The organism is Frankia casuarinae (assembly GCF_000013345.1).
GTDB lineage: Bacteria > Actinomycetota > Actinomycetes > Frankiales > Frankiaceae > Frankia > Frankia casuarinae.
This window is the reverse complement of record NC_007777.1, coordinates 2,271,789-2,291,049: the sequence shown is the minus strand read 5'-3', so window position 1 is coordinate 2,291,049 and position 19,261 is coordinate 2,271,789. Positions and strand designations below refer to the sequence as shown.

Annotated in this window: 19 protein-coding genes; 1 reads left to right on the top strand and 18 read right to left on the bottom strand. The window is 70.2% G+C overall.

Annotation, left to right across the window (positions count from 1 at the left end; genetic code table 11):
- Positions 1-30 precede the first annotated feature (30 nt).
- The 14 genes from FRANCCI3_RS09795 to FRANCCI3_RS09730 form a co-directional block, all read right to left on the bottom strand.
- Positions 31-456: a cold-shock protein gene (locus tag FRANCCI3_RS09795; RefSeq protein WP_011436383.1), complete on the bottom strand. Its 426-nt coding sequence runs from the start codon at positions 454-456 to the stop codon at positions 31-33.
- Positions 457-1,058: 602 nt separating this feature from the next.
- Complete coding sequence (gene hypE, locus FRANCCI3_RS09790) at positions 1,059-2,138, bottom strand: hydrogenase expression/formation protein HypE (RefSeq protein ID WP_011436382.1); 1,080 nt, start codon at positions 2,136-2,138, stop codon at positions 1,059-1,061.
- The gene (gene hypD, locus FRANCCI3_RS09785) at positions 2,128-3,336 is read right to left on the bottom strand and encodes a hydrogenase formation protein HypD (protein ID WP_011436381.1); all 1,209 of its coding nucleotides are present in this window, start codon (positions 3,334-3,336) and stop codon (positions 2,128-2,130) included. The genes hypE and hypD overlap by 11 nt, the downstream gene beginning before the upstream one ends.
- Positions 3,333-3,635, bottom strand: coding sequence for a HypC/HybG/HupF family hydrogenase formation chaperone (locus FRANCCI3_RS09780; protein ID WP_011436380.1), 303 nt, complete (start codon positions 3,633-3,635; stop codon positions 3,333-3,335). The genes hypD and FRANCCI3_RS09780 overlap by 4 nt, the downstream gene beginning before the upstream one ends.
- A 7-nt stretch (positions 3,636-3,642) precedes the next feature.
- Positions 3,643-6,090 carry a carbamoyltransferase HypF gene (hypF, locus tag FRANCCI3_RS09775; RefSeq protein WP_235609314.1) on the bottom strand — a complete coding sequence of 816 codons (2,448 nt, stop codon included), beginning with the start codon at positions 6,088-6,090 and terminating at the stop codon, positions 3,643-3,645.
- Between the two features lie 179 nt (positions 6,091-6,269).
- A complete protein-coding gene (locus tag FRANCCI3_RS09770; RefSeq protein WP_023841716.1) occupies positions 6,270-6,482 on the bottom strand; it encodes a hypothetical protein in 213 nt (70 codons plus the stop codon).
- Positions 6,483-6,509: 27 nt separating this feature from the next.
- Positions 6,510-7,193, bottom strand: coding sequence for a DUF5947 family protein (locus FRANCCI3_RS09765; RefSeq protein WP_011436378.1), 684 nt, complete (start codon positions 7,191-7,193; stop codon positions 6,510-6,512).
- On the bottom strand, positions 7,190-7,765 hold the full coding sequence (locus FRANCCI3_RS09760) for a NifU family protein (protein WP_011436377.1): 576 nt from the start codon (positions 7,763-7,765) through the stop codon (positions 7,190-7,192). Before FRANCCI3_RS09760 ends, FRANCCI3_RS09765 begins: the two co-directional genes overlap by 4 nt.
- A complete protein-coding gene (locus FRANCCI3_RS09755) occupies positions 7,758-9,551 on the bottom strand; it encodes a nickel-dependent hydrogenase large subunit (protein ID WP_011436376.1) in 1,794 nt (597 codons plus the stop codon). The genes FRANCCI3_RS09760 and FRANCCI3_RS09755 overlap by 8 nt, the downstream gene beginning before the upstream one ends.
- A gap of 93 nt (positions 9,552-9,644) precedes the next feature.
- A complete protein-coding gene (locus FRANCCI3_RS09750) occupies positions 9,645-10,709 on the bottom strand; it encodes a hydrogenase expression protein HypE (RefSeq protein WP_011436375.1) in 1,065 nt (354 codons plus the stop codon).
- Complete coding sequence (locus tag FRANCCI3_RS09745) at positions 10,706-11,311, bottom strand: hydrogenase maturation protease (RefSeq protein ID WP_011436374.1); 606 nt, start codon at positions 11,309-11,311, stop codon at positions 10,706-10,708. Before FRANCCI3_RS09745 ends, FRANCCI3_RS09750 begins: the two co-directional genes overlap by 4 nt.
- Positions 11,308-12,927 carry a hypothetical protein gene (locus FRANCCI3_RS26855; RefSeq protein ID WP_011436373.1) on the bottom strand — a complete coding sequence of 540 codons (1,620 nt, stop codon included), beginning with the start codon at positions 12,925-12,927 and terminating at the stop codon, positions 11,308-11,310. Before FRANCCI3_RS26855 ends, FRANCCI3_RS09745 begins: the two co-directional genes overlap by 4 nt.
- Positions 12,928-13,115: 188 nt before the next feature.
- Positions 13,116-13,967: a hydrogenase nickel incorporation protein HypB gene (hypB, locus tag FRANCCI3_RS09735; protein WP_011436372.1), complete on the bottom strand. Its 852-nt coding sequence runs from the start codon at positions 13,965-13,967 to the stop codon at positions 13,116-13,118.
- Positions 13,919-14,329, bottom strand: coding sequence for a hydrogenase maturation nickel metallochaperone HypA (locus FRANCCI3_RS09730; protein ID WP_011436371.1), 411 nt, complete (start codon positions 14,327-14,329; stop codon positions 13,919-13,921). The genes hypB and FRANCCI3_RS09730 overlap by 49 nt, the downstream gene beginning before the upstream one ends.
- A 400-nt stretch (positions 14,330-14,729) precedes the next feature.
- Here FRANCCI3_RS09730 and FRANCCI3_RS09725 point away from each other — a divergent pair, with 400 nt between their 5' ends.
- Complete coding sequence (locus FRANCCI3_RS09725; RefSeq protein ID WP_011436370.1) at positions 14,730-15,368, top strand: DUF4389 domain-containing protein; 639 nt, start codon at positions 14,730-14,732, stop codon at positions 15,366-15,368.
- Between the two features lie 92 nt (positions 15,369-15,460).
- Here the strand turns inward: FRANCCI3_RS09725 and FRANCCI3_RS09720 are convergent, their stop codons facing one another.
- The 4 genes from FRANCCI3_RS09720 to FRANCCI3_RS09705 all read right to left on the bottom strand — a co-directional run bounded on the left by FRANCCI3_RS09720 (position 15,461) and on the right by FRANCCI3_RS09705 (position 19,229).
- A complete protein-coding gene (locus tag FRANCCI3_RS09720; protein WP_023841713.1) occupies positions 15,461-15,694 on the bottom strand; it encodes a hypothetical protein in 234 nt (77 codons plus the stop codon).
- Positions 15,695-15,838: 144 nt separating this feature from the next.
- Positions 15,839-17,074 (bottom strand): beta-ketoacyl-[acyl-carrier-protein] synthase family protein, encoded by a 1,236-nt coding sequence (locus FRANCCI3_RS09715; protein WP_035734092.1) that lies wholly within the window; start codon positions 17,072-17,074, stop codon positions 15,839-15,841.
- Positions 17,075-17,127: 53 nt separating this feature from the next.
- A complete protein-coding gene (locus FRANCCI3_RS28705; protein WP_011436367.1) occupies positions 17,128-17,364 on the bottom strand; it encodes a hypothetical protein in 237 nt (78 codons plus the stop codon).
- A gap of 92 nt (positions 17,365-17,456) precedes the next feature.
- A complete protein-coding gene (locus tag FRANCCI3_RS09705) occupies positions 17,457-19,229 on the bottom strand; it encodes an AMP-dependent synthetase/ligase (protein ID WP_011436366.1) in 1,773 nt (590 codons plus the stop codon).
- Between the last annotated feature and the right edge of the window lie 32 nt (positions 19,230-19,261).

Below are 19,261 nucleotides of genomic sequence, written 5' to 3'. Positions count from 1 at the left end.
TACTTTGACGTCGCCCTGCCCGGATACGCGTCAGCTCTCGATCCAACCGTACTTCTCGGCCACGCCCATCAGCTCGCTTCTGATCCGGACTATCTGCGTCCCCGTCAGGGTCGGGTCGATCCGGAGCAACAGTTCGGTGATTTCCTGGGTGAACTCCCCGACCGGCAGGACGTCGCAGAGAGCGTCGGAATCGTCCGCGTGGACGGTTCCCCTCGTCGGCGCCGGAGCGGCCAGACCCGAAGCCGCGGGCGCGGACCTGAGGATGCGGGCCGCACTGGCCTTCAGCCCACGCTCGCCCTCCTCGATCTCGAACTCCATGACGGCCCCAGGGATGACGAGATTCTTCTCAACAAGAAGATCGTTGGCATGTAGGAAAATATCGTCTCCACCGTCACTGGGAGCTATGAAACCGTAACCCCGAACATGGTCGAAGCGAAGAACCTTACCTGTACTCACGACTCACCTCAACAACACCCGAAAGACCATACGATTATCCACCGCCGCTTCGTCCGCCCAACCGCCACATGGCGGGCCGGACGACTTAAGAGTGAAGCATACCACCACAGCCCCAACCGACCGCAAGCCTGATGCCTCCACTCTCGCCCTCGACGGAAACAACCGCGCCAATACCCGCCTACGCTACCTCGGTTGAGACCAACGTTCAACGCGGAACGACGGGTCATCCTTTCACGATTACGACCACACCCCCAAGACGGAGCCGCGACCACAGAAACGAACGCGTGTTCGACATCGCCGGGCGAGAGGTCTACGCTTACAACCATGTTCACGTACAGACCGTTCCCGGCCACCCGACCATGATCGCCGCCATCCCGAGCCGCCGACGCCCGTCTCCGAGCGTCCGGAGGACGTCCTCTCCGCATTCCGCCGGACGCCCGCGGCGCGCCAGCCGGTCACTCCCTGAGCCCCAGCCCGCCACCGAGAGGCCGACAGGCATGCACCTCACCATTCCACCTGCCCGGGGATCTTGTCGAATTCGGCGACGGAGGCGCGGACCGGAATGCACGGGTCCACCCTGGACTCGAAAACAGCTCAGAGATTCAGCAGATTCGGGGAAGTTGCTCACCGACCGGGAGGTCCACCAGGCGGCTCGCGCCGAGACCGGTCCTCGCGACCACCATTCCCGGGTGTTCCGCGGTCACCGTACCTATCACAGCCGCGTTTCGGCCGAGTGGGCGCGCGCGCATCGCCTCGAGCACCCGATCGGCGTCCCGCGGCGCGACCATCGCCACGAGCTTGCCCTCGTTGGCGATGTAGAAGGGGTCCAGCCCGAGAATGCTGCAGGCGTCGAGGACCGGCTCGGGAACGGGAACATGCCGTTCGGTGATGACGATTCCCACCCGCGCGGTCCGCGCAATCTCGTTGAGTGTCGCGGCCAGTCCTCCGCGCGTCGGGTCCCGCAGGGCGTGCACGTCCGCGCCGGTGCGCAACATGGCGCCGACCAGTCCGTGCAACGGTGCGGTGTCACTGCGGACCTCCGTGGCGAATTCCAGGCCCTCCCGGCAGCTGAGCACGGCGATCCCGTGCAGCCCGATCTCGCCGCTGACCAGGACGACGTCGCCCGGCCGGGCCCGAGCGGGCCGGATGTCAACGCCGTCGGGAACCAGGCCGATCCCCGCCGTGTTGACGTAGACCCCATCACCGTGACCGGCATCGACGACCTTGGTGTCGCCGGTGACCAGCCGGACGCCCGCGGCACGGGCCGCCGCTCCGAGCGCATCCGCCACCCGGCCGAGATCGGTCAGCTCGGTGCCCTCTTCCAGGATGAATGCGGTCGAGAGGTACCGGGGTTCGGCGCCGGACATCGCCAGGTCGTTGACGGTTCCGTTGACCGCAAGATCACCGATCGAGCCGCCAGGGAAGAACAACGGTCGAACGACGTAGGAGTCGGTGGTGAACGACACCCGTGCGCCGTCGACGGTGACCACGGCCGCATCCCCCAGGTCCTCCGGACCGCCCGCGCCGGCGGCTGCGAAGGCCGGCAGGAAGAGATGCTCGACGAGTTCGGCCGACATCGCCCCCCCGCCGCCATGCCCCATCACGATCGTGGGGCACTCCACCAACGGCGCCGGGCAGGTCCACGCGGCCGGATCCACCGCCGTCGCGGCCTCATCCACCATGTCCCACCTCCAGCGCACGTCCCACCTCCAGCGCACGTCCCACCTCCAGCACATGTCCCGCTTCCGGCGCACGTCCCGCTTCCGGCAGGGGCTGCGCAATCGCCGGGGAGGTGCTCATCCGGCGGTAGAGGTAGTAGGCGGCACAGGCCCCTTCGGAGGACACCATGGTCGCGCCGAGCGGGGTCCGCGGAGTGCACTGCCGTCCGAAGGCCGCGCACTCATGCGGCTTGATCAGGCCTTGGAGCACCTCGCCCGATCGGCACGCCGACGACTCGGCCGTGTGGACATCCGCGACGGCAAACCGCAGCTCCGCGTCGAAGTCGCGGTAGGCCGGCGACAGGCGCCAGCCGCTGCCCGGGATGACACCGATGCCCCGCCAGGCCCGGTCGGCCACCTCGAAAACATCCCGCAGCATCGCGATGGCGGCCGGGTTGCCGGCTGCCGGAACCGCTCGGGGATAGGCGTTCTCCACCTCGTGTCGGCCGGCCTCCAGCTGCACCACGGTGCGGCGGATGCCCTCGAGGAGGTCGAGTGGTTCGAAGCCGGTGACCACGATCGGCACGCCGTAACGCCGTGCCAGGGCCGGGTACTCGCCGGTGCCCATCACGCTGCAGACGTGACCAGCGGCCAGGAACCCCTGGACGCGGCAGCTCGGCGACTCCATGATCGCGGCAATCGCCGGCGGTACCAGCACGTGCGACACCAGCAGGGAGAAGTTGCCCAAGTCGAGCCGTTTCGCCTGGAAGACCGTCATCGCGTTGGCCGGCGCGGTGGTCTCGAATCCGATCCCGAAGAACACGACCTCCCGATCGGGGTTGCGCTGGGCGATCGTCAGGGCGTCCAGCGGGGAGTAGACCACCCGGACGTCGGCGCCCGCGCTCTTCACCCGGAAGAGGTCCCGATCGCTCCCCGGCACCCGCAGCATGTCGCCGAAGGAGCAGAAGATGACGCCCGGCCGTGCGGCGATCTCCAGCGCCCTGTCGATGATCTCAAGCGGGGTCACGCACACCGGGCAGCCGGGGCCGTGGATCATCTCGATGCCCTCGGGCAGAAGCTGATCGATACCGTGCCGGATGAGCGAGTGAGTCTGCCCACCGCAGACCTCCATGATCGACCATGGGCGAGTCGTCGTCGCGTGGATCTGTTCCAGCAGCCGACCGGCCAGCTCCGGATCCCGGAACTCCTCCAGATACCTCACCGCGTCACCCCCTCCTCGCCGGCCCCGCGGGCCGTGGCACTCACACCGGCCGCACCGTCACCCAGCTCCTCGGTCAGGAGTCCCATCCGCGCGAAGGTGGCCAGCGACTCCACCGCCGAGCGTTCGTCCAGCCGTTGGATCGCGAACCCCACATGCACGATCACGTACTCGCCGACCATGACCTCGGGCAGGTACTGCAGGCAGACGTCCTTGCGCACACCCCCGAAATCGACCTCGGCCATCCGGGCCCCGTGGCGTTCCTCGATCCCCACCACCCGTCCTGGAACCGCGAGACACACCTGTTCCTCACCCCTTTTCCCGCGTCTTCTCCCGCGCTGCGGCGACGAGCAGCTGACCGAGAGCGATCCCCCCGTCATTCGGAGGTACCCGCGCATGCCGCAGCACCGTGAAGCCCCCCGCATGCAGTGCCCTGGATGCAGCCGTCGTCAGAACGGCGTTCTGGAAGACCCCGCCGGTGAGTCCGACCAGGTCAAGGCCCACCTCGCCGCGTGCCCGCCGGGCGAGGTCCACGATCATCGCCACGACGGCTGTGTGGAAACGGACCGCGGCGATGTCCACGGCGAGCCCGGCCGACAGATCCCTCACCATCGCCCGGATGACCGGCGCCGGGTCGATAATCAGCGGCCTGCCCAGCCCCTGCCCGCGCAGGGCGAACGCGTGGCGTTCGCGGTCGTCCGCGCCGCCGCCGGCCGCGGTGCGCGCCCGGGCCTCCAGCTCGATCGCCGCCTGCGCCTCGAAGTCGACCTCGTGACGGATGCCGAGCAGCGAGCTGACCGCGTCGAAGAGCCGCCCCATGCTGGAGGTCGGCACGCAGCCCAGCCCGCTGGCCAGCTGGTGGGTCAGCACCCGCCGCTCCGGCTGCGGGCAGGCGACGACCGGCGGCAGGGTGGGATCCCAGCGGACTCCGGCGGCGTGCAGATGGGCGAGCGCCATCCGGCAGGGCCGCCGAACCGCGGCGTCCCCACCGGCAAGCGGCACATAGCCCAGGTGGGCGAAGCGCCGGAACCCGCGGTAGTCGGCGATCAGCACCTCGCCGCCCCACACGGCCCGGTCGGGGCCGTAGCCGGTCCCGTCAAAGGCGAATCCCACCACCGGCCGGGTGCCGTCGAGGCCGTGCTCGGCCATCAGCGCGGCCACATGGGCATGGTGATGCTGCACGGTCCGTATCGGTCGGCCGGCGGCGTGCCGCACAGCCCACTGGCGCGACCGATAGCCCGGATGCGCGTCGGTGACGAGCTGGCGGGGGGTGACGCCGGTCAGGTGCTCGAGGTGCCGCTCGGCGGCGTCGAAGGCGCGCAGGGTGGCCAGGTCGTCCATGTCCCCGATGTGCCCGCTGAGCCAGGCCGACCGGCCCGCGCCCAGGCCGCAGGTGTTCTTGAGGTCGGCCCCGACGGCCAGCGTCGGGGGCACCTCGAACGGCAGCGGCACCGGCAACGGCGCGTAGCCACGCGAGCGGCGTACCGGCGACGGGGCACCATCGACCACCCGGACAACGGAGTCGTCGCAGGGCACCCGGATCGGACGGTCGTGGCGCAGCCAGCCATCGACAAGCGGGGCGAGCCGGCGCAGGGCGTCGGTGTCCTCGGCCGCGATCGGCTCGCCGCCGAGGTTCCCGGAGGTCATCACCAACGGCGGCCATCCGGCGGTGCCGACGGTTCGATGGAGGGGCACGGGCTCGCCTGGCAGGCCGAGCAGCAGATGGTGCACCGGCGTGTAGGGCAGCAGCAGACCGAGATCGGGGTTGTCCGGGGCAACGGAGTCGGCGAGCGCGGGACGGCCGTCGCGACGGCGGCGCACCAGCACGATGGGCCGAGCGGGGTCGGTGAGCAGGGCCGCCTCCCGCTCGTCGACATGCGCCAGGGCCCGGGCCGCAGCCAGGTCGTGGACCATGACGGCGAACGGCTTGCCGCCGCGCCGTTTGCGGCGTCGCAGGGTCGTCACCGCCGTCGGGTCGGTGGCGACGCAGGCGAGGTGGTAGCCGCCCACCCCCTTCACCGCCAGGACGCCACCGTCGGCGAGCAGCCGCCGCGCCGCGGCGAGCGCGTCCTCGCCGGTCCGCGGCGCGCCCAACGGCGACACGAACTCCAGGCGCGGTCCGCACGCCGGGCAGGCGATCGGCTGGGCATGGAAACGTCGGTCGGCCGGATCGGAGTACTCCCGCTCACACACGGGGCACATGGCGAACCGGGCCATCGTCGTTGCCGGCCGGTCGTAGGGAAGGTCGGTGATGATCGTGAACCTGGGTCCGCAGTTGGTGCACGTGATGAACGGATGCCGGTAACGCCGGTCCGCGGGATCGGCCAGTTCCCGCAGGCAATCCGGGCATGTCGCCACGTCGGGGGCCGCCGCCGTACGCCCACCCGCGGCCGGCCGGGATCGGACGATCGCGAAGCCGGATCCGCCGCAGGGCGGAAGTTCCGTGGTCACGACCCGCTCGACCATGGCCAGCGGCGGCACGTCGCAGCGAAGCCGGCGGGCGAAGTCCTCGACTGCGCCGGGGGTTCCCTCGACCTCCGCGACCACGCCGCCGGTGTCGTTGCGCACCCAGCCGGTCAGAGCCAGCTCCGTCGCGGCGGCGTGGACGAACGGCCGGAAGCCGACCCCCTGGACCAGCCCCTGGACGACGAACCGTCGCCGGGCCCGGCCGCCTGGGCCGGCCTCCCGGCTCGGTTCACCGGCCCCGCCCACCGAGAGCACCGGCCGGGTCATGCGGCCCGCCGTGCCGTCCGCCATCACATCTTCTCGATCCTGATGTATCGGACGAGGGCCGGATACTCCCTCCAGAATAGGCCGACGGCACCGGCCACGCCGACTGTCGCCAGCACCAGCTTGCGACTACTCATGTCCACCTCCTCGGTACCGTTTTCCCACGCGTGTCCGCGGGCTTCGGGTGGTGCGCCGCCTGCTGGGCGCTACCCCGGCGGCAGGTTGGGCATGCTCCTCGGCGCGACGGGATTGCGCCTCTTCGGTCGGACGCCGGTGGAGCGCCGAGCGTCGGCGCTGCCATCGGCGTGGTGCCCCACCTGCCATCGGTACGAACCGGTCGCGTTGCCCTGTGCAACCCCCTTGACGTGCGCGGTGGCGTCCGGCGCGACGTCGGGCTTACCGACCCGGATCTCGGCCATCTCGTCCTGCCCTCCCTCTCTTTCCTCTCAGCCCCGCCCCGCGGGGCCAGCGCGGCCCTGGCCCGTGAGATGCACCGGCCGTGCGGCCCGCACCGGGCTTGCGGGCCGGCGGCCGAGATCGGCGAAGAACCCGTCGATCGCCGGCCACACGCGCAGGCCTCCGGACAGGCCCCTCCACTCCCGCCGGATGACCGCCACGAGCCGGTGACAGTCGTCGACGGGAACGATCCAGTGCTCGTGGCGGCCGTGGGTAGTGTTCGTCAGCAGCGCCTCGACCAGCGGTGTCAGGTCACCCAGCGCCGGGCAGCGCCGCACGATGCCGCGCCACGTGCCGGGCGCGACGCCCCAGCGGGTGGCGCCCATCGGGCTGGGATAGCGGGCGCTGACCGAGCCGTCGGTCCCGACGACGAAGAACGCCAACCCCACCGGGGTACCCAGCTCGTCCGCGTCGAGTGCGGGAAGCCGCAGCCGTCGCCGGGGAACGAGCCGGAAGTGCCCACGTCCGGCCGCCTCCCGGTCGAACAGCAGCGCGCACGCCTGGCAGGCGCAGAGCAGCTCGTCGCGTTGTTCGTCGAGGATGTGCCGATGCTCCGCCGGCACGGCGGTCCGGCACATGTCGCAGCGGGCCTCGGCCGCGCCGGCGCGGTCGGTCGCGGCGCGCACAAGCCGCCGCAACGCGCCGTCGGCCGTCGGGGACATCGGGGCCGTCATGGACCCACCCCGTCGGCGACGGGCCGGGCGAGCACGGTGTCGAGGGGAACGAAGGCGGTCCGCTCGGGTTCACCCGGCGCGGGTAGGCGCCGGACGTCGGACAGCTCCGGCGCGACGGCGAGCACGGCCTGGCGAACCGCCTCGGTGACCCCCGCCGAGGTCGAGCCACACCCGCCGAGGGTCAGCCGGACCTCGGCCACCCCCCGTTCGATCCCACTCAGCTCGATCTCCCCACCCCGGTCCCGGACTGCGGGTCGAAGCTGCTCGATCGCCCGCGCGACCCGGGCCCCGACCGGCTCAGGATGGACGTCGTGCAGGACGAGCAGATGGTCGAGCAGCTCGTCGCCGGTGAACGCGGCGAGCACCTCCGGGGCTCCCGACGCGTATCCGACGGCTCGGGCCAGCGCCTCGCCGTACACCGCCGCGAGTGTTGCCACCGCGTCGATCGCCAGCTCACCACTCGGCCCCGGAATGCGCTCCACCTGCGCCAGCACCTCGTCGAGGTGGGCGAGCCGGCCCCGCACAGCGAGATCGTCGAGCCGGTGCCCACCCGCGCCGTCCGGATCAACCATGGCTGGCCCCGAACATCGGCGAGTGCACCGTGCGCAGGGTGCGGCCCCGACCGAGATACATGTGCACCCCGCAGGGCAGGCAGGGGTCGAAGCTGCGCACCGTCCGCATCACATCAACGCCCTTGAACCCCTCCGGACCGTTCTCCTCGAAGATCGGCATGTTCTGTACCGCGTCCTCGTAGGGGCCCGGAGTTCCGAAGAAGTCGCGGGGGCTGCCGTTCCACGGCGTCGGCGGGTAGGGGTGATAATTTGCGATCTTGCCGTCGCGCACCACCATGTGGTGCGACAGCACGCCGCGCACCGCCTCGTGGAAACCGCAGCCGATCGTCTCGTCCGGCACGTCGAAGTCGCAGAACACCCGGGTGTCACCCGAGCGCACCCGATCCATGCCCTGCTCGAGGAAGTACAGCGCCATCGCCGCCGCGTAGGCGACGAAGTAGACACGGGCCCGGTCCCGCTCGATCGCGTTCGACCAGGCCGGCGGCTTCCACTGCAGGTCGACGGCGGGCAGCGTGCGGCTGCGCGGCAGCGAGATGTTCACCGCGCCCCCGGTCGCGGTGACGTAGGGGGTGTTCACCAGTCCGGCGAGTGCCGTGGTGTAAAGCCGAGCGAAGGGCCCTCCCCCGGTATCCAGGGCGAGATGCTCGCCGCTGCGGGCGTCAAGCCACCGCGGGCTCATCACCCAGCTGTACTTCTCCCCGAAGTCCCGCTTCTGCGGCACCGGCAGCGTCGTCTGGTTCCACGGATGGCGCATGTCGACCGGATTTCCGAGCGGATCCCGGGTGACGAACGGCTCCTCGTTCACCCAGTCCTGGTAGAAGGAACTGCCCAGCAGGATCCGGATACCCAGATTGATCTCCACCAGGTCGGTGGTCAGCAGATCGCCGTCGACGACGATCCCGGGTGTCACGTGCATCGCCCGGCCCCAGGTGGTCATGTTCTCGTACCGGTAGTCCACGACGTTCGGATCCTGGAACGCGCCCCAGCAGCCCAGCAGCACCCGGCGGCGGCCGACCTCCTCGTAACCGGGCAGCGCCTCGTACCAGAAGTCGAACAGGTCGTCGTTCAACGCGACGGCCTTCTTGACGAAATCAAGGATCTCCATCAGCCGGCTGAGGTAGTCGGTGAACACCGTCGGTTCCGGCATCGTGCCGACCCCGCCCGGATACAGCGTGGAGGGGTGCACGTGCCTGCCCTCCATCAGGCAGAACATCTCGCGGGTGATCCGGCTAACCTTGAGGGCCTCCCGGTAGATCTCCCCCTCGAACGGGTTGAACGAACGCATGATGTCAGCGATAGTCCGCATCCCGTGCACGGCCGCGTTCGGTGCGGCGGTGGCCTCTGCCCGGGCCAGCACGCCGGGATTGGTCTGCTTGACCATCGCCTCGCAGAAGTCCACGAACACCAGGTTGTCCTGGAAGATCGTGTGATCGAACAGGTACTCGGCGGCCTCTCCGAGATTGATGATCCATTCCGCCATCGGCGGGTTCGCGATGCCGTACGCCATGTTCTGGGCGTAGACCGAGCAGGTGGTGTGGTTGTCCCCACAGATGCCGCAGATGCGGCTGGTGATGAAACCCGCGTCCCGCGGATCCTTGCCCTTCATGAACACCGAATAGCCGCGGAACAGCGACGAGGTGCTGTGACACTCGGTGACCCGCCGGTTGGCAAAGTCGATCTTCGTGTAGATCCCGAGGTTGCCGATGATGCGCGTGATCGGGTCCCACGCCATCTCCACGATCTGGGCGGGCTTCTCCCCGGTTCTCGACTGCCTGGTCGTCGTCATCGCACACTCCCTCCGGCATCGCTGGGCCCGGCCCGGACAGACCGGGTGTGCCGCCCCGCCTGCCGTCTCGCCGACGTGGGCTCCGGCCCGGTCCTAGGGGCGGTAATGCGGGTCGTAGCCGGTGGTCAGCAGCTCCCGGTTGTGCCGCCACTTCGGCTCGGTGTTCGCCGTCGCATTGGTGATGCCACGCAGCCTGCGGATGAACGACCCGTAGGGTTTGATCGCGCGCGAGGACAGGCTCCCTCCCGGCGGCATGTCCATGAACGGCATGAACTTGTCCGGGAATCCCGGCATCGTGCAGGCAATGCAGATGCCGCCCACGTTCGGGCAGCCGCCCAGCCCGCCCATCCACCCGCGCTTGGGCACGTTGCAGTTCACCACCGGACCCCAGCAGCCAATCTTCACCTGACACTTCGGCGAGTTGTAGTCCTTCGCGAAATCGGCCTGTTCGTAGTAGCCCGCCCGGTCACAGCCCTCGTGCACGGTCCGACCGAAGATCCACTGGGGTCGGAGTTGGTCGTCCAGCGGTGGCGGCGGTGCCGTGCCCGCCGCGTGGTAAAGCACCCAGGTCAGCGTCTCCATGAAGTCGTCCGGTTGAACCGGGCAGCCGGGGACGTTGACAATCGGCAGGTTGCCGGCGGAGGTGAAGTCATGGCCCAGGTAGTCGGCAAGGCCCATCGACCCGGTCGGGTTGCCGGCCATCGCGTGGATCCCGCCGTACGCGGCGCAGGTGCCGATCGCGACGACCGCCCACGCCCTGGGTGCCAGCCGGTCGATCCACCAGTTCAGGGTCAGCGGCTGGCCGGTGTCCGGATCGTTCCCGAACGACGTCCAGTACCCGTCGCCGTGGATGTTCTCGTTCGGAATCGAGCCCTCGATGACGAGGATGAACGGCTCGATGTCACCGCGGGCCGCGGCTCGGTACGGGGCCAGGAACTCCTCCCCGCCGACGGTCGGCGACAGCACCTTGTTATGCAGATGGACCGTCGGCAACCCCGGCACGAGCCCGGTGACGACATCCTCGATCGCTGGCTGGGAGGCCGCGGTCACCGACACCGTGTCGCCGTCGCAGCTCATCCCCTCGGAGATCCAGAGGATGTGCACCTCGTCGAAACCGCCGCGTCGCGAGCTCCCGGACTGCGGGTTCGTGGCCGTCATCTCGGCCCCTCCCTCCTACTGGCGGATGCTGGGGATGGACCCCACGAGCCGGGGTCTCGGACGATCTGCGCGATGAGCCGCACCGCGTCGCCGACGGCAGCCCCCGCGGCGCGGGACAGTCCCATCCGCTCCTCGACGACGGCGGGTCGGCAGCCGACGACCAGCACTCGGCCGACATCGCCACCGAGGCCCCGCAGCAACCGCAGGACCACGTCGGGAGACATGCCATGGGCGTCCATGAGGGGGATGTCATCGACGGGGGGGATGTCGTCAACGGGAATGTCGTTGACGCCGGCCCCGTCAAGTTCGGGCCGGAGCACCACGAGAGTCCCCGGTGGATCGGTCGACGGGACCGCGTCGACGAGGATCACCACGTCGTACCGGCCGTCGAGGAGCTCATAGGCGAGATGCACGCCGCGGATCCCGTAGTCGACGACGTCCACCCCGGCCGGCAGGTCCGCCGGGTCGATGCGGCGCACAACCTCCACCCCGAATCCGTCGTCGCCGAGGAACACGTTGCCGATCCCGGCGACGAGGACGCGCGGTGGACCCGCGGAGGAACCCGCGGGCGGACCCACGCGGGTGGGCGCCGGCCCGATCATGACGCACCCGGTCCGTCGGTGAGCGGTGCCAGCTCCTCGGGTGCGAAGTAGTAATGACGGCCGTACCACCGGTGCAGTTCGGCGGCCGGGTCGTCGTCCAGGGACACCGCGACGTGCCAGGCGCCGTCAACGTCCAGAAAGACGGCCTGAACCCGGGCCTCGCGCCCCCTGAGAAACATGTCGTGCGCGTCGCTTCCACAGCTGCTTCCACGGTCACGGGGATGCAGCCGGACCCGGCTGCCCTTAGCGATCATCACGCCGTCCAGGGAAACACTGTCACTGTCCGGACGGACCGACCGGTCCGCCTCCGGCTCCCACCATCGCGTGGTCGCGGCGGCAACCGGTACGCCGGCCGGCGCGGCCCCGACCGACGGAACCGGTCGCAGCGACCGGACGGCGCCATGCAGGCGGGCGAGTGTGTCCCGCGGGATCCCGTCGACCCGGTCGATAATCTCCGCGGCGCGGCGATCGGTCGCCCGAGCCTCGTGTTTCTCGTCGTCGGTCAGAGCCAGCGTGCGCAGCGAGAGGATTTCATCGATCTCGGTGGCGTCGAAGAGGTCACCCGGGCTCTCGGGGGCGATCCGGGGATGGTCGTACAGGATGATCGGCGAGGACAGCATCACGTCCGGCGCTCCGTCGGCACCGGCGAGAACGGGGAAGGTGTGGATGTTCTCACACTCCCGTGTCGCCCCGGCGGCCCAGGTCGGCGGATCGAGCAGCGAGAGGAACCGTCCCCCGCACGCACCCAGGAGGCTGTGTGTCGCGATCATCGATCGGCGCAGCGCCATCGGTCGCGCGGCGCCGGCGGGGACGTCCGCCACCGTGTTCTCGACGACCAGGCGCAGCCGGTACAGCCGGAAGGGAGCCGCAGCCCGCGTCACGGACACCCGGACCGTCGCCGAGACCGGCCACCGCCGGCGAACCACCCGAGCCGCACCGCCGCGCCCAACGTCGCGGCCCGCCGGGTTGCCGCGATCATCCAACGGCTCGATCTCCATGCCACCGGGCAGGCTCAGGCTGAACGACTCTCCACGATCAGCCTGTTCCGCCGACCGGCCCCGCACAGCCGGGTCGGCCGGGTCGGCCAGGTCAGCCAGGTCGGCCAGGTCGGCCAGGTCGGCCAGGTCGGCCAGGTCGGCCAGGTCGAGGGTGAGACCGGCCTCGCGCGGCACCGCCTCGTCGAAACTCAGCCGAGCAGCGCCGTCCGCCTTCAGCGCGTCGACCTCGCCGAACGCACCGTCGGCCCCTCTGACCTCGACCGAACGGCGCTGGAGTTGCAGAAAGCGCAGCCGGACGACAACCGAGGCGGTCGGGGACAGCTCGAGAAGACAGTCGGTCTGCTGGCACCACGCATCCGTCGATCCGGCGACGGTCCGTGGAACCGGCCCACCCGCCTCGACCCAACGCCGCGGCGCGAGCACCCCGAACTGCCACCGCATCCGGTTCTTGCCCGAGGAGCGGCGATACGGATAGAGCAGATAGCCCTCGTACAGCACCGCGTCAGCCACTGCACGGGCCGACGCGAAACCGGCGGGACAGCTCCCACCGGCCTCGTCGGCACCGGTGCCGGCCCCCACGTCCACGTGAAGGGTGGTCCGCGCGCTGGGCGCCGTCATGGCGAGCGATGCCCAGGACAGGACGAACCCGCGAGCAGCATGACAGTCCCCCTTCGGCGGAGCCGTGGCACCACCCCTGGGGACGATGCCCACCGTACTGTAACCACATGTAACTACGCATTATGGCTATATGCAGTTACGAGAACACTCGTAGCTATTCTTCGACGGGTTGCCCGGGTGCCGCGGCCTCAAACACCGTGAGACGGCCCGCTCGACCGCGGGCGGTGGCCGGCACCCCGCTCGGCGCGCAGCCAGGCGTACCACTGGCCCAGGCCAGGCCCCGGCCTCAGACCCGGCCCCGATCCCGGGGTCGCGCGGACGCGCAGTACGTCGACCCGGGGATTGATCCGGTGAACCTGCGCCTCGTACCGCGCGACCTCAACGTCGAGGTAGGGCAGCAGGTCGCACTTGGTGAGCAGGACGAGATCGGCAGCCGCGAACATGTGCGGATACTTGGTCGGCTTGTCCTCGCCTTCGGTGACGGACATCAGCACCACCCGGGCTCGCTCGCCCAGGTCGAACAGCGCCGGGCAGACCAGATTGCCGACGTTCTCGATGAACACCATCGAATCCTCTGCTGGTTCGAGCTCACGCAGCGCACAGTCGATCATGGCCGCATCGAGGTGGCAGCCACGGCCGGTGTTGATCTGGACGACGGGAGCGCCCGTGGACCGGATGCGCTCGGCGTCGCGGATACTCTCCTGATCACCTTCAACCACCGCGATCGGCACGCCCACGCCGAACTCGCGGACGGTCCGCTCCAGCAGCGTCGTCTTGCCCGATCCCGGCGAGCCCATCAGGTTGATCGCCAGCACGTCACGGGCGAGCAGGCGGCGGCGGTTCGCCTCGGCGAGCATGTCGTTCCTGGCCAGCATCCGCTCCTCGACAACCACGGTGCGCGACGTGGTCCCCCCGTCAGGCGCGTGGCCGGCAAGCGCCGGGCCGGGACCGACGAGGACGGGGTCGACGGGGTCGACCCCGTCGAGGGAGGTCAGCCGGGGCGGCGCCGCGACGTCGTCACACCCGCAGGTTCCACACATCCCACATCACCTCCGCCGCTCGGCACGGGTGTCACCTCGACCGTAACGATCATCAGCTCGTCGCCACCGACCACCTCGACGTCGGCGCTGCCGCACGGGCAGAGCACCAGGAGCAGGCGATCGTCGGCCTCGAACGTGGCGCCGCACCGCCGGCAACGGGCACGGCCCGGCGGTTCGTCGATCTCCAGGCGAGCGCCTTCGACCGGCGTGCCCGCTGCCACCAGGTCGAAACAGAATCGGACGGAGTCGGGCACGACGCCGGACACCCGCCCGATGACCAGGTGAACCGCCGTGGCCCGCGCTGCCCCGATCCGTTCCACGATCGTGTCCACGACGTTCTGGGTGATCGCCAGCTCGTGCATCCACGGCTCCTCGGGGCCCGGGCAGCCCCACAGAGCACCCCGCTCGCGGCCGGCCCGTCGGTCTCCCTACCCGCCCGGGGTCGGGGACTACCGCCCGGTGTCGGGGACAGTCCTCTCGGGCGGCCTGACAGATCATGGCCGTCGTCATCGCGCTGACAGCCTCCCCTTCTCGATATCCCCTTCTCCATAAAGACGACAAGACTGCGCAAAAGAATATATTCCGCACCAATCTTGCTGGTGGCAGGGGTGGCGGCAAGGAACACCGTCAGCCGGATGGTTCGCCGTGGCCGCCTCGGTCCGATCCGACCGAAAAAGGGGGACTCATGGCTCTCTCGCACCCGGCACCGCTGACCGAAAATAAGCCGGCAGGACGAGGTTACCGATTTACCAGGGAGCAGCCATGACCGACCAGGGGACATTTAGCGTAGAGCCGCGGCACCCCGGCCATCCGGTGTCCTTCGAGATCGACTACCCGACAGGGGAGCGCGATCGACTCACCGTGTTCTTTCGAATTATCACGGTCATCCCGATCGCGGTCGTCCTCGCGGCGGTCGGCGGTACGGGATACGGCAGAAACAGTGCGATGTTCGGCGGCGGGCTGCTGTTCTTCGCTCCCCTGCTGCTGATTCTTTTCCGGCAGAGGTACCCGCGGTGGTGGTTCGACTGGAATGTCGCTCTACTGAGTTTCACGAACCGGGTCGTGGCCTATCTCACCCTGCTGCGGGACGAATATCCCTCGACGGAGGACGAACAGGCCGTCCACTTGACGATTCCCTATCCGGACGCCGCGCGTCTGAACCGCTGGCTGCCCCTGGTCAAGTGGCTGCTGGCGGTCCCGCACTACATCGCGCTGTTCTTCCTGTATATCGCGACGGTGGCGGCGATGATCGTCGGCTGGTTCGCCGTGCTCCTCACCGGACGCCTCCCGCGGGGACTGTTCGACTTCGTCGTCGGCGTGCTGCGCTGGACGAACCGGGTGGTCTGCTACGCGGTCATTCTGACCACGGACGACTACCCACCGTTCCGACTGCGGCCCTGAAAGGCCGTGGGTGACGGCACGGTTCCGAGGGTGGACAACCGACAGTGGGGTTCGGGTCGGCGGACGCCGTTGTCCGACCGGCCCTCGACGGATCAAGCTACGGCGGATGCCGCAGGCGCGGCCATCCAGGTCAGATCGGCCACGGTGACGACGAGTCGGCGGGCGACGTCGTCGGGCGACCGCCCCGCCTCCAACGCCTCCCGAATGGCCACCCCACGTGCTGTGCGCAGATCCAGTCTGCGCGGATGGTCAGCCCACATCAGATCATCTGCCAACGCGGCTCGCTCGAGCGGATCGGACACCTGCAGTACCTGTTCGTAGGACATCACGGGCCAATGGTTACGGCTAGTCGGATCTTTGGCAACATGTGCATGGCGACTTTCTGAGCATCGTGCGCACCCGATGCTCCCGCCATGGCCGTCCGGTGTCCGCTCGGGCAGACGTACCGACCACGGCGAGGCGACCGACGGTCAGGGCCAGGGGGTGAAGGCGAGGCAGACATCGTGGCCGCCGAAGCCGAACGACGTCGACAGCGCCGCGCCGGTCCGGATCGGCCTGTTGTCCATCGTCACCACGTCCAGCGTGATCTCGTCGTCGATCGCCTCGAGGTTGCGGGTCGCCGGGACCGTCCGCTCCCGCAACGTCAGCACGCAGAGCAGCGCCTCCACCGCGCCGGCCGCGCCCAGCAGATGTCCGGTCATCGACTTCGTCGACGTCACCGCGACACCGTCGAGCGCCGCGCCCAGCGCGCCGCGCAGCGCACGGCTCTCGGCGAGATCGCCAGCCGGTGTCCCCGAGGCATGCGCGTTCACGTGCACCACGTCCGCCGGGTCAAGACCGGCGGCGTGCAACGCCCGGCGCACGGCCCGCGCCGCCCCGGCTCCCGTCGGGTCGGGGGCTGCGACGTGATAGGCGTCGGCGCTGACCCCAGCGCCGGCCACGGTCGTGTAGACCCGGGCGCCGCGGGCGCGGGCGTGCTCGGCGGCCTCCAGGACGAACATCCCGGCACCCTCGCCGAGCACGAATCCGTCCCGGACTTTGTCGAACGGCCGGGACGCCGACTCCGGCGGGTCCTCACGGCGGGACAGCGCCTGCATCTGCGCGAATCCCACGAGCGGGAGCGGATGGACGGCGGCCTCCGTGCCACCGGCGACGGCGACATCCGCTCGACCGGCCTGGATCAGGTCGACGGCGGTGGCAATGGCCTCCGCACCGGACGCGCAGGCGCTCACCGGAGCGTGCACCCCGGCGCGGGCACCGAGCGCGAGACCCACCGCCGCGGCCGGTCCGTTCGGCATGAGCATCGGCACCAGGTGCGGGGACACCTGGCGCGCCCCGCGCTCCCGGAACACGTCGTACTGGTCGAGCAGGGTGGTGAGGCCGCCGACCCCGGAACCGACGACGACGGCGAAACGTTCCGGCTCCGGCGTGGGGGTGCCCGCGTCGGCCCAGGCTTCCCGGGCTGCGACGAGGGCAAGCCGCTGCCCCCGGTCGAGCGTGCGTGCCTCCACCCGGCCAAGCTGCGGCTCGACGGCCACCGGCGCGGCGATGCGGACCGGCAGCGACTGCGCCCACGGCTCATCGAGCCGGCGGATCCCGGATCGGCCGGCCAGCACGCCGCTCCACGTCGACGCGACGTCGCCGCCGAGCGGTGTCGTGGCCCCGAGACCGGTGACCACCACCTGCCGCGCCGCCTGCCGGCCCACCGCCTGCCTGGCTGTCGTCCGCCCGTTCGCCGTCGGGTCGGTCGTCTCGATGCTCACGCGACGCCTCCGGGAGTGAGGCTCAGCGGCAGCGACGTCAGGCCCCGCTGGATGAGGCGGCTCAGCAGGTCGTCAACGACCTGCTCGGCCCACGGCCGCATCCCCTCGATCGTGCGCGGGGTGAACGCCTTGCTCACCAGGCCGCGCAGCCGGGTGTGGCCGGGCGGTTCCATCTCCGGGTCGGACCGTGCGGGCCAATCCGGTGCTCCCAGGGACGGTGCGGCGGAATCCACGTGCGGCTCCGTTTCGATGCGCCGAGATCCAGGCGGGCGGAGGTCAGTGCCGGACCGGTGCCGGGGCCAGGTGCCGGACCGGTACCGGGCGGTCAGGACGCGTACAGCTCCTCGATCTCCTTGGCGTTCTCCTCCTCGATCACGGCACGGCGAAGCTTCAACGACGGGGTGAGCTGGCCGCCCTGGATGGTGAAGTCGTGGCTCAGGAGGCGGAACTTCCGCACCGACTCGGCCCGCGAGACCTGCGCGTTCGCCGCGTCGACCGCGGCGCTGACCTCGGCGACCAGCCGAGGGTCGGTGTGGGCGGCGGCCTCGTCCAGCTTGTGACCGCCTCGCCGGGCCCAGGCCTGCACGGCGGCCCGATCGAGGGTCACGAGGGCCGTCACGAACGGCCGGTTCTCCCCGATCACTATGGCGTTGCTGACCAGCGGGTGCAGCCGGATGCGGTCCTCCAGCGGTGCCGGCGAGACGTTCTTCCCCCCGGTGGTGATAATGATCTCCTTGATTCGACCGGTGATGTGGAGATACCCGTCGTCGTCGAGCCGACCGAGGTCACCGGTGCGCAACCACGGCTCGTGCGCGCCCGTCCGATCCGGCCAGTAGCCCGGCGAGACCTGCGGCCCAGCCACCAGGACCTCGCCCTCGTCGCTGATCGCGACGGTGGTCGCCGGCAGCGGACGGCCCGTGCTGCCCGGCCGGTCGAGCCCGGGAGCGCTGATGCTGACGGCCGTCGAGGCCTCGGTCAGCCCGTAGGCGCCGAGGACGTGCACCCCGACCCCGGTGAGGAACTCGGCGGTGGAGGGGTCGAGCGTCGCTCCCCCGCACACGACGTGGCGCAGGCGCCCGCCGAACGCCGCGCGCAACCGGCGGTACACCAGCCGGTCGAACAGCGGAGCCTGAAGCCGCGTGACGAGCCCCAGGCCGCCCTGCCCACGCCGGGCCCGACCCAGCACGCAGGCGGTCCGTTCGGCCGCGGCGAACAGGCGCCCCGAGAGTCCGCCCGCCGCCGCCGCCCGCGCGCCCTTGCGCATCTTCTCCAGCGCCGACGGAACGGTGATCAGGAAGGTGGGGCGGAAGGTGCGCAGCGCCGGGACGAGGCCCCCGGGGTCCGGCAGCAGGGCCGTCCGCACTCCGGCCCACAGACACCCGATCATGGTCACACGCCCGAACACGTGCGAGAGCGGAAGGAAAAGAATGGTACTGGCCGAGCCGGTGGCCGGACGCATCACCGGGTCCAGCCGCTCCACCGAGTTGACGGCGGCGGAGAAGACGTTCGCGTGGGTCAGCAGGCAGCCCTTCGGCACGCCGGTCGTCCCGCTGGTGTAGACGATTGTCGCGAGGTCGTCGGCCCGGACCGCGTCCCGGCGGCGGAGCACCTCGGACTCCGCGACGGACTGACCGGCGGTGCCGAGTGCCGACACGGCCTCGTCCAGCGACCAGACGCGCGTCGCGGGAAGACCCGCTGACAGGACCAGGCGCTCGTGGTCGGGTGTCTCGACGAAGCACCACGAGGCCTTGGAGTCACCGATGATGTGGTCGACCTGGTGGGCCGAGGAGGTCGGGTAGACGGGGACGGTGACCGCGCCGATGCTCCAGATCGCGAAGTCGGCAACGGCCCAGCCGTAACCGGTCCGACCCATGATCGCAACCCGGTCGCCAACCCCGACGTCGTGCGCCACCAGGCCCCTGGCGACGGCCGCGACGTCGAAGCAGAACCGGCCCGCGGTCACATCGCGCCAGCCTCCGTCCACCTGATGGGCCAGAACCGGCCGGTCGGCGACCATGGCGACCTCAGTAAGGACGGCGGCGGCCAGCCCTCGGTCGGCGGGCAGCTCAGTACCTCCGGGCACCCGCAGAATGTTCACAGTTGATCCCCTGATCCCCGTTCCCGGACGCG